Annotated in this window: 11 protein-coding genes; 7 read left to right on the forward strand and 4 right to left on the reverse strand. The window is 75.0% G+C overall.

Going from position 1 to position 12,782, the window contains the following annotated elements:
• Positions 1-119 precede the first annotated feature (119 nt).
• The gene (locus ACQKM2_RS04055) at positions 120-2,321 is read right to left on the reverse strand and encodes an MMPL family transporter (protein WP_427706325.1); all 2,202 of its coding nucleotides are present in this window, start codon (positions 2,319-2,321) and stop codon (positions 120-122) included.
• A 254-nt stretch (positions 2,322-2,575) separates the two neighbouring features.
• On the opposite strand from ACQKM2_RS04055, the gene ACQKM2_RS04060 reads away from it, so the two are divergent.
• The 3 genes from ACQKM2_RS04060 (at position 2,576) to ACQKM2_RS04070 (ending at position 4,774) form a co-directional block, all read left to right on the forward strand.
• The gene (locus ACQKM2_RS04060) at positions 2,576-3,757 is read left to right on the forward strand and encodes a sensor histidine kinase (protein ID WP_427706327.1); all 1,182 of its coding nucleotides are present in this window, start codon (positions 2,576-2,578) and stop codon (positions 3,755-3,757) included.
• Complete coding sequence (locus ACQKM2_RS04065; RefSeq protein WP_427706329.1) at positions 3,754-4,422, forward strand: response regulator; 669 nt, start codon at positions 3,754-3,756, stop codon at positions 4,420-4,422. The genes ACQKM2_RS04060 and ACQKM2_RS04065 overlap by 4 nt, the downstream gene beginning before the upstream one ends.
• Positions 4,423-4,564: 142 nt before the next feature.
• Positions 4,565-4,774 (forward strand): hypothetical protein, encoded by a 210-nt coding sequence (locus tag ACQKM2_RS04070; RefSeq protein WP_427706331.1) that lies wholly within the window; start codon positions 4,565-4,567, stop codon positions 4,772-4,774.
• On the opposite strand, the gene ligA is transcribed toward ACQKM2_RS04070, so the two are convergent.
• Positions 4,771-6,828, reverse strand: coding sequence for an NAD-dependent DNA ligase LigA (ligA, locus tag ACQKM2_RS04075; protein ID WP_427706333.1), 2,058 nt, complete (start codon positions 6,826-6,828; stop codon positions 4,771-4,773). The two genes, ACQKM2_RS04070 and ligA, sit on opposite strands and share 4 nt — an antisense overlap.
• 146 nt (positions 6,829-6,974) lie before the next feature.
• On the opposite strand from ligA, the gene ACQKM2_RS04080 reads away from it, so the two are divergent.
• Entirely contained in the window at positions 6,975-7,328 is a 354-nt protein-coding gene (locus ACQKM2_RS04080) for a hypothetical protein (protein WP_427706335.1), read from the forward strand.
• Positions 7,329-7,362: 34 nt separating this feature from the next.
• Here ACQKM2_RS04080 and ACQKM2_RS04085 read toward each other — a convergent pair whose 3' ends face one another.
• A complete protein-coding gene (locus ACQKM2_RS04085) occupies positions 7,363-8,100 on the reverse strand; it encodes a hypothetical protein (RefSeq protein WP_007268016.1) in 738 nt (245 codons plus the stop codon).
• 63 nt (positions 8,101-8,163) lie between these two features.
• Positions 8,164-9,471, reverse strand: coding sequence for an MFS transporter (locus ACQKM2_RS04090; RefSeq protein WP_427706337.1), 1,308 nt, complete (start codon positions 9,469-9,471; stop codon positions 8,164-8,166).
• A 113-nt stretch (positions 9,472-9,584) separates the two neighbouring features.
• Between ACQKM2_RS04090 and ACQKM2_RS04095 the strand changes: the two genes are divergently transcribed.
• The 3 genes from ACQKM2_RS04095 to ACQKM2_RS04105 all read left to right on the forward strand — a co-directional run bounded on the left by ACQKM2_RS04095 (position 9,585) and on the right by ACQKM2_RS04105 (position 12,765).
• Positions 9,585-10,688 (forward strand): AI-2E family transporter, encoded by a 1,104-nt coding sequence (locus tag ACQKM2_RS04095; RefSeq protein WP_427706339.1) that lies wholly within the window; start codon positions 9,585-9,587, stop codon positions 10,686-10,688.
• A gap of 59 nt (positions 10,689-10,747) precedes the next feature.
• Positions 10,748-10,993, forward strand: coding sequence for a DUF6158 family protein (locus ACQKM2_RS04100; RefSeq protein ID WP_427706341.1), 246 nt, complete (start codon positions 10,748-10,750; stop codon positions 10,991-10,993).
• Positions 10,994-11,253: 260 nt separating this feature from the next.
• A complete protein-coding gene (locus ACQKM2_RS04105) occupies positions 11,254-12,765 on the forward strand; it encodes an MFS transporter (RefSeq protein WP_427706343.1) in 1,512 nt (503 codons plus the stop codon).
• Positions 12,766-12,782 lie beyond the last annotated feature (17 nt).

Genomic DNA, 12,782 nt, shown 5'->3' on the forward strand with positions numbered 1-12,782 from the left:
CGGGGGGGCCGGGCGGGCGCCCCCCCCCCCCGGGGGGGGCCGCCCCGCCCCCCCGCCGCGCGGCGGGGGGCGGCGCCCCCCCGGGGGCCCCCGGGCGCCCCGGCGTACGCGTACGCGGCTCAGCCCACCGGCATCCGGTCCGCTTCCGGCCGGGCGGCCCGCGGCTCTTCGCCGCGCACCCGCGGGCGCAGCGGCCACCACAGGGATCGGCCGAGCAGCGCGGCCAGCGCCGGCACCAGCACGGCCGACAGGACGAACGCGGACAGCAGGATCCCGACCGCCGTCGCGAAACCGGTCTGCTGGGTCCCGGCGTGCGGGCTCACGGCCAGGCTGCCGAAGGACGCGGCGAGCACCAGCCCGGCCGTCGCGATCGCCGGCGCGGTGTGCCGCACCGCGCGGGCCACCGCCGCGCGGGCCGGTCCGGGCCGTTCCATCTCCTCCCGCAGCCGGTCGCTGATCAGGATGTTGTAGTCGGTGCCCAGCGCCACCACGAACAGGAACAGCACCAGCGGCAGCGTGAAGTCCACGCCCGGCCGCCCCAGCCCGTGCTGGAAGACGAGGGCCGAGGCCCCCAGCGTGGCCGCGAAGCCGAGCCCGACCGCGAGCATCAGCACCACCGGCGCGAGCACGCTCCGCAGCAGCACCAGCAGGATCACCCCGATCAGCACCGCCGCCACCGGGAAGATGACCCTCAGGTCCTTGTCCACGGCCACCGCGATGTCCGCGAACACCGAGGCGGTGCCGCCGACATGGGCCTCGGTCCCGGCCGGCAGGTTCGCCCGGACCGCCGCCCGGACCGGCCCGGAGACCAGGTCGCGGGCCTCCTGCCCGCCGGACTCGGTGTTCAGCAGCAGGTCGATCCGCGCCGCCTTGCCGTCCCCGCTCAGCACCGTCGGCGCGACGCCGCCCACCCCGGGGACCCGGGCCAGGGCCCCGGCCAGCCCGGCCACCCGTCCCGCGTCCAGCTTCGTGCCGTCCTTCACGGCGACCAGCACGCTCGTCGGGTCCGAGACCCCGGCGGGCAGGGCGCGGGAGATCTCCTCGGCCGTCTCCACCGCCGCGGTCCGCTCGCCGCCCGCGCCGGACTGCCCGTAGTCCATGCGGATCCCGGCCAGACCCGCCGTCAGCGCGCCGAGCAGCACCAGCGAGGCGAGCACCAGCGCCACCGGGCGCCGGGCCGTCAGCCGGCCGAGCCGGCCCGCCGCACCCTCGCGGGGCGCCCGCCGCAGGGCGCGCGAGGGCCAGAACATCTTCCGGCCGGTCACGGCCAGCAGCGCCGGCATCAGGGTGAGGCTGCCCAGCAGCATCACCAGCACCGACACCGCGATCGCCGGGCCCAGCACCCGGAACTGGCCGAAGGAGGCGATCCCGAGGGTGGCGAACGCGGCCACGATCGTCAGCGCCGCCGAGGTGACGGCCGTGCCCACCCGGCCCGCGACCTCCGCGGCGGCCTCGCGCCCGCTCTGCGCCGGGTTCTGCCGCAGCTGCTCGCGGAAGCGGAACAGCAGGAAGAGGAAGTAGTCGATGCCGATGCCCATCAGCACCACGTTGATCAGACCGGGGGTGGAGGGGGCCAGCCGGATGCCGCTCGCCATCGACGCCATGACCACGGTCCCGGCCGCCGCACCGCCGATGACCGCCATCGCCAGCAGGGGCAGCAGCGCGGCGAACACGCTGCGGAACACCAGGACGTGGAGCAGCACGATCAGCCCCATGACCACCGCGCCGACCACCGTCGAGCGGGTCTTCTCCGCGTCCGCGGTGTCCACCGCGGCGGCGAGCCCGCCCGTGAACCCCGTCCGCATGCCCGCTTCCCCGAACGCGGCCCGCGCCCGCTCGCGGAACTCCTTGTAGGTGCTCTGCACCCCCGGGTCCTGCGGATTGCCCCTCAGCTCCACGGACAGCAGCCGGAAGGACCGGTCGGGGGCCGTCATCCCGGCGCCGATCCGGGGCGTCTGGGAGTGGTCCTCCATGAAGGGCGGATCGTCCTTCTTCTTCGGCATGACCACCCGCTGCCCGGCCAGCCGCCGCGACACCTCCTCGACCCGGCGCTCGTCGGGAGCGGTGAGCGCCGCCCCGTCGCCGCGGGCCACCAGGACCGTCAGCGGGTCGGAGTCCGGCCGGCCCCCGAAGCTCTCCTCGGCGATCCGCAGCGCGGCCGCCGAATCGTAGGAGGCGGGCAGGAAGCCGTCGTTTCCGGGCTGGGTGGCTCGGAAGACGAACACCTGGCCCAGGATCGTCAGCCCGATGCCCAGCACCGCCCACAGGGCGATCACCTTCCACGGGTTCCTGGTCGAGCATCCCGTCAGGGCGCGGATCACTGTTCTCCTCCGGTCTGTCCGTGCGGCCCGGCCCGGTTGGCCGTCCGGTCTCCAGACCATCAGCCGCCGGAACGGAAAACGTCCTGGTGGAGAAGGAGAACGCCGCCGGGACCACGGTCCGGGATCCGGTCCCGACCAGGACCCTGGTCCTGGTCGGGACCGGTCCCCGCGGCCGGTGTCAGCGGTCCGGCCCGATGGGAGAATGGACCCACGAGGACGGCCCCACGGCGGTCCGTGGGAGAGGGGCCGAGGGGATGGGCACGCGCGCCGAGAGGCTGACGTGGACGCGCAACGACGCACTGGTGGCGGTCGGCGCGGCCGCCGTGGACCTCACGGGCTTCGCCTTCGACACCCAGTTCCAGGGCACCTCGCTGGGGGTCACCGCCGCGTTCCTCGTCGTGGCCTCCGCGCTCGCCCTGCTGGCCCGGCGCCGCCACCCGGTGGCGACGCTCGCGGTCGTCCTGCTCCTGGGCGCGGTGGTGAACCTGACCACCACCGTCTCCCCGCACTTCGGACTCACCCCGGCCGTCGCCCTGTACTCGGCCGCGGTCGCCTGCCGGACCCCCGCGGTGGTGTGCGCCGCACTCCTGACACCGCCTCTGACCAGCCTGGGACAGGGCGGCCGGCTCCTCGACCCCGGCTACGGCCTCCTCGCCAACACGGCCGCGACCCTGCTCGTCGTCACCACCGGCCTCGTCGCCCGGCGCTGGCAGGCGGACGCCGAGGCCAAGCGGGCCCTGCTCGCCGAACGGGCGGTCGCCGACGAACGCCGCCGCATCGCACGGGAGCTGCACGACATCGTCGCCCACCACATCACCACCATGCAGCTGATGGCCGGCGGAGCCCGCGCCAACCTCGCCCACGACCCCGAGACCGCCCGCGAGGCACTGATGACCCTGGAGGCCTCCGGCCGGATGGCCCTCGGCGAGATGCGGCAGCTGCTCGACGTGCTGCGGGCCGGCGAGGAACCGGAGACCGCCGTCCCGGCCCCGCAGCCCGGAGCCGGGGACCTGGAACGGATCGTCGCCGAGTCCCGGGCCGCCGGGTCGGACACCGAACTCACCGTCAGCGGCCCCGCCCGCCCGCTGCCGCCCACCGTCGGCCTCACCGTGTTCCGCGTCGTCCAGGAGGCCCTGACCAACGCCCGCAAGCACGCCGGGAACGCCCCGGCCCGGGTACGGCTGGCCTACGGACCGGACGAGGTCGCCGTGGAGGTCTGCGACGAGGGCCCCGCCGACGGCGCCGCCCGGCGCCCGTACCGCGGCGGCGGGTACGGCCTGATCGGCATGCGGGAACGCGTCGCCCTGCACGGCGGCACCCTGGAGGCCGGACCCCGCGAGGAGGGCGGCTTCCGGGTCGCGGTCCGCCTCCCCGTACCGTCCGCCCCCGAAGCGCACCACCAGCCCCACCCGCAGCGAGAGGAACTCCGCCGATGATCCGCGTGCTGATCGCCGACGACCAGCCGTTGGTCCGGCGCGGCCTGGCCCTGATCCTGACCCCCGACCCCGGCATCGAGGTCGTCGGCGAGGCCGCCGACGGCGCCGAGGCCGTCGCCCTCGCGCAGGAGCTGCACCCCGACGTGGTGGTCATGGACATCCGCATGCCGGTCCTCGACGGAGTGGCCGCCACCGCACGGCTGGCCGAAGTCCGGCCCGCGACCCGGGTGCTCGCGCTGAGCACCTTCGACATGGACGAGTACGTGGTCGCCGCGCTGCGCGCCGGCGCCTGCGGGTTCCTGCCCAAGGACGTCTCCCCGGAAGAGCTGATCGCGGCCGTCCGCACCGTCCACACCGGCGAGGCCGCGGTCGCGCCGAGGCTCCTGACCCGGCTGCTCTCCACCTACGTACGGACCGTCCCGCGCGAGCCCCGGCCCGCCCCGGCGGCCCCCGACGGACTCACCCCGCGCGAGCTGGAGATCTGGCGGCTGCTCGCCCGGGGCCTGGACAACGCCGCGATAGCCGCCGAACTGGACATCAGCGTCTCCACCGTCAAGAACCACCTCACCGCCGTCTTCGGGAAGCTGGGCGTCCGCGACCGCGCCCAGGCGGTCATCGCCGCGTACGAGACGGGGCTGGTCGAGGCCGAGCGGAGGAGCGGTTGAGACCCAAGTGCCCGCAGACACCCGGAATTCCCCGGGCCCTCGCATCCCTGACCAGCCAGAACACTGGATGATCCGCCGGTGCGCGGGGGGCTTCCCGCATGGCACAGTGCCAGGAGCACAGCCGCCGGACCAGGGAGCCCCCATGCGTGAACCGCACACCGCGCCGCCGGTACTCGCCGCGCCGGCCTCCCCGCTGCCGGCCTGTCCGCGGTGCGCGGACGCGCCGGAACGGATCTCCTGGCGCCAGCGCCCGGGCGAACCGGTCGTCCTGGTCTTCGACCCCTGCGGCCACCGCTGGACGTCCCCCGCTCCGCCCGTCCTGGCCGTCACCCCCTTCCAACGCCCCTTCTAACGCGCTTCGAGCAGCGCGGCGATCCGCAGGGCGAACGCCTCCTCGCCGAGGATCTCGATCCCGGCGGCCTCGGCCTTGGCCACCTTGCTCCCCGCCTTCTCCCCGGCCACCAGCAGGGTCGTCCTCCCCGATATGGAGCTGGAGGACCGGCCGCCCGCCCGCTCGATGAGTTCGCGGACCCGGTCGCGGGTGTCGTACGCCGCCAGCGCGCCGGTCATCTTCCCGGTGACCACCACGTTCTGGCCGGCCAGCGGCCCCGCTTCGTCCCCGCCCGCCGGGACCGCGGCCGGAGCCTGCGGTTCCACCGGGCGGACGCCCGCCGCCGCCAGCTTGTCGATGACCGGGCCCAGTTCCGCGACCTGGGCCACGATCGCCGCCGCCTTCGTCTCCCCGACCAGCTCCACGGCCGTCATCGCCGCCGCGTCCGCCGCCCGGACCGCCTCCATCGTCCCGAAGTGGCGGGCGATCCGCCGGGACATGCCCCGCCCGGTCCCGACCACGCCCAGCGCACAGAACACCCGGGACAGCGGCAGCGCCTTCGCCGCCTCGATCCGCTCCGCCAGCTTCACGGCCCGCTTCCCGCTCCCTGCGGCCCGCTCCAGCGCCGCCAGGTCCAGGGCGAACAGGTCCGCCACGTCGCGCACCCCCTCCTCCTCGACCAGGGCCCGCACGTACCGCTCGCCCAGCCCGTCGATGTCGAGCTGGTCCCGGCCGGCGGCGTACAGGATCGCGGCGATCCGCCCGCAGTCGGCGGGCTGCGCGCACCGCCACCGCTCCTGCGAGCGGTCGATCTCCCCCTGGCAGCCGGGGCAGACCTCGGGCACGACGACCGGCCGCTCCGCCCCGGTCCGCAGCTCCACCACCGGCGCCTCCACCCGGGGGATCACGTCACCGGCCTTGTAGACCGTCACCGTGTCGCCGATCAGCAGGCCCCGGCGCGCGATGTCGGCGGGGTTGTGCAGGGTGGCGTGCCGCACCACGGAGCCGTCGACCTCCACCGGCTCCAGCACGGCGGTCGGCGCGAGCACGCCCGTACGGCCCACCGCCCAGGTCACGTCCAGCAGCCGGGTCCGCCGCTCCACGGCCGCCAGCTTGTACGCGGTCGCCCAGTGCGGGTGGCGGGAACCGGTGCCGGCCGCCGCCTGCTCGGCCAGCGAGTCCAGCTTGACGACGACCCCGTCGATCCCGAACGGCAGCCCGGCGCGCAGCCCCGCGATCCGGTCCACCTGCTGCTGCGCCCCGGCCGCGGTGGCCGCCACCGTCAGCCCGGCCGCCGTGTCCGCGGCCGTGCGGACACCGGCCGCCGCCACGTACGCCATGACCTCGGAGTGGGTGGTGCCGGGCAGGGCCGTACCGCCCTCCGTCTCCACCGCGCCGAAGGCCCAGAAGCTCATCTCCACCGTGTACGCGCGCCCCTTGGCCCGCAGCGTGCCCGCCGCGCCGTTGCGGGCGTTGGAGAAGGGGCCCGCCCCGTGTTCCGCGCGCATCCGGTTCGCCCGCTCGAACTGCTCCGCCGTCAGCAGCACCTCGCCGCGCACCTCGAAGGTGGCGTCCACGGCCAGCTCCAGGGGCAGCCCGACGATGGTGCCGATGGCGTGCGAGACGTCCTCGCCGCTGGTGCCGTCGCCCCGGGTGACGAGCCGGACCAGCCGGCCCGCGCGGTATCGGGCCGCCAGCGAGGCCCCGTCCAGCTTCGGCTCCACCGCGTACCCGCCGGTGACGGGCCCGCCCAGGCGCCTGACCAGCGAGGCCTCCCAGTCCAGCAGGTCCTGCGGGCCGAAGGCGTTGGCCAGCGAGAGCATCGCCGCCGTGTGCGCCACCTCCCCGCCCGCCACGGCCCCGCCCGCGACCTTGCCCGTGGGGGAGGCCGGGTCCACGTGGTCCGGGTAGGCGGCCTCGTACGCCTGGATCAGGGACACGAGCAGGTCGAACGAGGCGTCGTCGAGCGGGGAACCGCCCGAGCCGTAGTAGGCCGCGGAGGCCTTCACGGCGGTGGCGATGGCGTCGGCGTACTCGTCACGGTCGGCCAGTGCCGACGCGGTGGTGATCGTCATGCCGTGATCGTCGCGCACGGGTCTGACAACGGCGGGGTCCGGCCGTCCCCGGCGACCTCGTATCCTGCACCTGACCACACCTGTGATCAGTAACGATGAGCCGTGCCGCGCGACGGGCGCCGGCCGGCGGGAACGGGAGAACCCTGATGGACGTGCAGCACTTCGAGCGGATCACCGCGTTCATCGAGGCCCGGCTGACCCCGCTGTTCGACGCGGAGACCGGCAGCGAGCGCGGCTTCGCGATGGACGACACCTCCCGTGCCCTGCGCGCGCTGCGCAACAGCGTGCTGGAGGCCTCCGCCGTGAAGGGGCTCATCGCGACGCGGGAGACCGCCGAGCCGCTCCTGCGCAAGGTCATCGACCAGTCGGTGGAGCACCACTGGGACGTGCTGCGCGGCATCGCCCGCCAGTGGGAGGACCACGCGGACTTCCAGCGGGAGTTCAAGCGCCACGCGTGGGAGCTCGACGGGACCCCCGCCGCCGCCCCCGCCTCCGCCTGAGCCCGGACGCGCGGCGCGCCCGCACGCCGGCCGGCTACCGGCTGGGCGCGCCGCCGATCAGGTAGCCGACGCGGCGCTCCAGCCCGCCCCAGCGGCGGTCGTGCCGGTAGGCCCGCTTGATGGTGCGGGCCCGGGTCCTGGGGCGGTGCCCGTAGAAGCGGCGCGCCCACGGCGAGGCCGGGCGGGCCAGCCGTACCGCAGCGAACAGGGCGATCATCGGGACGACCATCCCGAACACCGCGAGCCGGGGCTTGCCCTTGAACAGGGCCACCGCCGCCAGCAGCAGGTTGAACAGCACGGTGGCGCCGAGGAACAGACGGTTCGCCTGCTGGTCCTCGGTCAGCCCGTCCACGCCCAGCGGCAGGAACCCGCACAGCAGCAGGCCGGCCAGGGCGGAGGTCATGACCACCACCTCGACGCTGAGGGTGCCCTCCTCGGTCCAGTAGACGTCGCTCAGGTGCAGGATCAGCGCGAACTCGTCCAGGACCAGGCCCGTCCCCATCCCGAACAGCACGGCCGCCACCCAGGACCCCCACCCCGTACGGCCGCCCGCGATCGCGGTGAACCCGCCGACGGTCATCAGGATCACCCCGGGGACGCAGTGGTGCACGTGCAGGCCGCCCGGGGTGACGTTGCGGAAGGGGCCCTTGCCGGCCCGGATCATCCGGGTGATGACCCGGGTCACCATGAAGGTCACCACGAAGGCCGACAGCGCCAGGAGCAGGGGCAGTTTCCCCGGCTCCAGGATGTTGCGGTACCACCAGTCGCCCATGCCGTCACCCTCCCGGCCCCGGCCGCCCCGCGCACCGCGAGCACCGCCGTTCGGGCGCCCGGGTCAGGCCTTCGCGCCCGCCGGGTCCGGCTGCGGGTCCTGTGCCTCCCGGGCGGCCCGGCGGCGCTGCGCGTCCTCGTCGGTGTCCGCGTCGTAGGAGATCAGCTTCGGCAGCAGCGCGGCCAGCAGCGCCACGGACGCCACGCATGCGAGCCCGCCGCTCCAGAACGCCGGCCGGGTGCCCGTCCAGCCCGCCATGGTGCCGGCCCGTACCTGACCGAGCTGCGGGCCGACGCTGTACGAGAGCACCTCGATGCCGGCGAGGCGGCCCCGCAGCTCCTCCGGGATCGTCTGGTTCCAGATCGTGGAGCGGCCCAGCCCGCTCAGCATGTCGCCGGCGCCCGCCGCCGCGAGGCACAGCAGCACCAGCCAGATGTCCGAGACCCAGCCGGCCGCCGCGATCGCGAGCCCCCAGGCGGCGGCCCCGAAGACCACCAGCAGTCCGTGCCGGCGCACCCCCGACACCCAGCCGCTGGTCATCCCCAGCACCAGCGAGCCCACGGCGCCCGCCGCGTACATCAGGCCCAGCGCCCACACGGCGTCCAGCTCGTCGGCCAGGAACGGGAAGATCGTGTTCGGGAAGGCGAAGAACATGGCCGCCAGGTCGACGGCGTACGTGCCCAGCAGCACCGGCCGGCTCCACGCGTACCGGGTGCCCTCGGCGATGCCCCGCAGCGAGGGCCGCTCGGCGCCCCCGGCCGGCGGCGCCGGGCTGAGCCGCGCGCACAGCACCACCGAGACGGCGAAGCCCGCGACGGTCACCGCGTACGCCGACGCGTAGCCGGCGTACGCCACGACCACACCGGCGAGCGCCGGACCGGCGATCGCCCCGAACTGGTAGCGCAGCGCGTTGAGCGCGGCGGCCGCGCTGAGCTGGTCGTGCGGCACGATCCGCGCCATCAGCGAGTCCAGTGCCGGACGCTGGAGGCCCGTCAGCGCCGACACCCCGGCCGCCACCACGTACAGCGGCCACAGCAGCGGGCCCGGCAGCAGCGAGTTCACCAGGAGCACCAGCGCGAGCAGCCCGAGCCCGGCCTCGGTCAGCAGGATCAGCCGGCGGCGGTCCACCGCGTCGGCCAGCGCCCCGCCGTACAGCCCGCAGACCACCAGCGGGACCAGCTCCACCGCGCCCATGGCACCGACCGCCAGCGGCGAGTCCGTCATGTGCTTGATCTGCAGCGGCAGCGCGATCATCGCCATGAAGGAGCCGAAGAAGGTGACCGTCCCCTGGAAGAACAGCAGCCGGAAGTCACGGCTGGAACGCCAGGGGGCCAGGTCGGGCAGTACGGAGGCCAAGCGGGATCTACTCACGGCCGACCATCCTGCGCGGCCGCCGGGCACCCGGGCAACGCATTTTCGCCCCGGACGGGTCAAAACGGCACCCGGCGCGTGGCAGCGGCCGCCGCCGGTGGCACCCATGGGTCATGCCGCCGGTGTCCCCGTTCCTGCGTACGGCCGCCGCCTACGCCTGGCGCCTGCTGGTCGTGGGCGTGGCGGTCTACGCCGTGTTCTCGCTGCTCGGCCGCTTCCACGAGATCGGCGTGGCGCTCTTCCTCGGCCTCGTGGTGACCGCCCTGCTGTCGCCGCCGACCCGGGGCCTGGCCCGGATCCTGCCCCGCTCCGCGGCCGTCGCGGTCACCCTCGTCAGCAGCACCGTCCTGCTGCTGGGCATCCTCGCGCTGGTCGGCGAAGCGGTGGCGGGGGAGAGCGCCACCCTGGTGCGGGAGTTCCGCGAGGGCCTCGCCAGCATCGAGAAGTGGCTGGAGCGCCCGCCCTTCCGGCTGGACCCGGGAGCGCTCACCGGCCTCCAGGCCAAGATCGGCGAATACCTGTCCACCCACCGCTCGACCCTGCTGAGCACGGCGGTGAGCGGAGCGGGCCACGTGGTGCAGGTGCTCGCCGTGCTGGCGCTCGCGGTGTTCTCCTCGGTCCTCTTCCTGCACGGCGGCGGCCGCCAGTGGGCGTGGTTCTGCGCCCAGCTGCCCGAGCGGGCGCGCGGCCGCACGGCCCTCGCCGGGAGCGCCGCCTGGCGCACGTTCACCGGGTACACGCACGGGATCGTGCTGGTCGCGGCGACCAACGCGGTGCTCGTCGGGGTGGCGCTGTACTTCCTCGGGGTGCCGCTCGCCCTCCCGCTGGCGCTGCTGGAGTTCTTCGCGGCCTTCGTGCCGCTGGTGGGGTCGCCCGTCGCCCTCGCGGTCGCCTCGGTGGTGGCGCTGGCGGCGCGGGGGCCGGTCATCGCGGCGGTGGTGGTCGCGCTGATCGTGGTGATCGGGCAGATCGAGGGGCACCTGCTGCACCCCCTGGTGATGAGCTGGGCCGTGCGCCTGCACCCGCTCGTGGTGGCGGTCTCGGTCATCGCCGGGGCCATCGCGGCCGGGGTGGTCGGCGCGGTGGTCGCGGTGCCGCTGGTCTCGGTGGCCTGGTCGGTCCACTGCGCGCTGCGCTCGGAGGCCGGCGGGCCCGGGGACGAACCGCGCCCGGAGCGGCCCCCGGAGCCCGAGCCGCGGCCCGGCCCGGACGGCTGATCCGCCCGCACGGCTGATCCGACCGGACGCGTCTACCGTGGGACGTGGAGGTGGTTGCCATGGCAGAGCACGCCGCCGGTGCGGCGGCGCGGAAGCTGGAGGACGGCCGGCTGCTCCGGGAGCTGGAGACCATCCACCGCACGCGCCACGAGACCCTGCTGCACGGCTCGGACGACGCGCTGGCCACGCACACCCAGCGGCTGAAGGAGCTGGAGGACGAGTACCTCCGCCGCCACCCGGACCGCGCCCGCACCGCGGGCCGTACCCGCTCGGGAGCCCGCGCCCGCACCCCGGGCGAGGGCTGAGGCCCCCCCGGGGCGAGGACTGGGGCCGCCCCCCCCCGCACGTTGGTCCGCCCCGCGAATGCGCGGGGCGGCATTGGGCTTGTGCCCGGGGGCGGCCGGGTGAAACCCGGGGAACGGCCGACTCCCCCTGCCCACCGGACGAGGACCCTCCTATGAGTCTTCGTTGCTCCGAGTGAGACATCCTTGTATCATTCGGGGCGACGGAGACTCATTCTGGTGCCCGAAGGCGCCCCCTCGAACGGAATCCCATGCACACCCCCATGCGGGACCCTCGCCGCTGGATCGTCCTCGCGATCCTCTCCGGCAGCCTCCTGCTCATCTCGATGGACACCACGATCCTCAACGTGGCCTTCCCCTCGCTCGTCGCCGACCTCCAGCCCGGAGCCGTGCAGCAGCTGTGGATCATCGACGTCTACGCCCTCGCGCTGTCCGGACTGCTCGTCACCGCCGGAGCCCTCGGCGACCGCTGGGGCCGCAAGCGGCTGCTGATGGCGGGCTTCGGCATCTTCTCCGCCGCCTCCCTGATCGCCGTGTTCTCCACCGAGGCCTGGCACGTGATCGCCGCCCGCGCCCTCCTCGGCGTCGGCGGCGCGGCGATCATGCCGGCCACCCTCTCGATCCTGCGCAGCGTCTTCACCGACGCCAGGGAACGCGCCTTCGCCCTCGCCGTCTGGGCCGCCGTGTTCGGCGGCGGCATGGCCTTCGGCCCCGTCGTCGGCGGCCTCCTCGTCCAGGACCACGGCTGGCACTCCGCCTTCCTCCTGAACCTCCCCGTCGCCGCCGTGATCGTCGCGGCCGGCCTGCGCTACCTGCCCGAATCGCGCGCCCCGCGCGGCGACGGCGCCTGGGACTGGTGGGGCGTCGGACAGTCCGTCGTCGGCATGCTCGCCCTCGCGGGCGGCATCAAGCAGCTCGGCAAGAGCGGCATCGCCGACCCGCTGCCCTGGGCCCTGCTCGCCCTCGCCGCCGTCGCGCTCACCGTCTTCGTCCGCCGCCAGCTGCGCCTGGACAACCCGCTGCTCCAGGTGCGGCTGTTCGCCAAGCCAGCCTTCAGCGTCGCCGCCACCGCGATCTTCCTGCCGATGGTCGGCATGGGCGCGGTCCTCTTCCTCGTCACCCAGTGGTTCCAGTACGGCCAGGGCTACACCCCGCTGGAGGCCGGACTGCGCCTGCTGCCCGCCCCGCTGGCGCTGATCTGCGCCTCGATGGTGGCCCCGGCCCTGATGCAGCGCCACCCCATCCGGCACGTGCTGGGCGCCGGACTCGTGGTCCTCGCGGCCGGCATGGCGATGCCCTGGACCGTCCAGCAGTTCACCGAGCCCGGCTACCCGGCCTTCGCGGCGGGCCTGACCGTCATGGGCCTCGGCGCCGGCATCGCCACCACCGTGGCCTCCGTCACCCTGGTCTCCGCCGCCCCCGCCGACCAGGTCTCCAGCGCGGCCGCCATCGAGGAGACCTGCTACGAACTGGGCTCCGCCATGGGCGTCGCCATCCTCGGCAGCACTGCCGCCGCGCTCTACCGGGGCAACCTGCCGGTGCTCGACCTGGACGGCCCCGCCGCGAGCGCCGTACGGGACTCGGTCGGCGAGGCGGCGCACACCGCCGAACGGCTCGGCGGCGCCGTCGGCCAGGCCCTCATGGAGACCGCCACGCACGCCTACACCCTGGCGATCACCCCGGCGTTCCTGCTGGCCGGCGCCCTCGCCGTCACCGCCGCGGCCACCACGTGGGCGCTGATCCCGCGCGACCTCCGGCCCACCGAGAACCACTGACCTCCGGCCCGCTCCCG

Origin of the sequence: Streptomyces sp. NPDC004126 (assembly GCF_050275515.1) — a bacterium.
Lineage (GTDB): Bacteria > Actinomycetota > Actinomycetes > Streptomycetales > Streptomycetaceae > Streptomyces.

What these genes read in the sequence shown, in the direction of transcription:
- ACQKM2_RS04085 (WP_007268016.1), bottom strand. Translation starts at nt 8,100, where the DNA reads ATGGGCGACTGGTGGTACCGCAACATCCTGGAGCCGGGGAAACTGCCC.
- ACQKM2_RS04065 (WP_427706329.1), top strand. Translation starts at nt 3,754, where the DNA reads ATGATCCGCGTGCTGATCGCCGACGACCAGCCGTTGGTCCGGCGCGGC.
- ACQKM2_RS04070 (WP_427706331.1), top strand. Translation starts at nt 4,565, where the DNA reads ATGCGTGAACCGCACACCGCGCCGCCGGTACTCGCCGCGCCGGCCTCC.
- ACQKM2_RS04095 (WP_427706339.1), top strand. Translation starts at nt 9,585, where the DNA reads ATGCCGCCGGTGTCCCCGTTCCTGCGTACGGCCGCCGCCTACGCCTGG.
- ligA (WP_427706333.1), bottom strand. Translation starts at nt 6,828, where the DNA reads ATGACGATCACCACCGCGTCGGCACTGGCCGACCGTGACGAGTACGCC.
- ACQKM2_RS04100 (WP_427706341.1), top strand. Translation starts at nt 10,748, where the DNA reads ATGGCAGAGCACGCCGCCGGTGCGGCGGCGCGGAAGCTGGAGGACGGC.
- ACQKM2_RS04060 (WP_427706327.1), top strand. Translation starts at nt 2,576, where the DNA reads ATGGGCACGCGCGCCGAGAGGCTGACGTGGACGCGCAACGACGCACTG.
- ACQKM2_RS04080 (WP_427706335.1), top strand. Translation starts at nt 6,975, where the DNA reads ATGGACGTGCAGCACTTCGAGCGGATCACCGCGTTCATCGAGGCCCGG.
- ACQKM2_RS04105 (WP_427706343.1), top strand. Translation starts at nt 11,254, where the DNA reads ATGCGGGACCCTCGCCGCTGGATCGTCCTCGCGATCCTCTCCGGCAGC.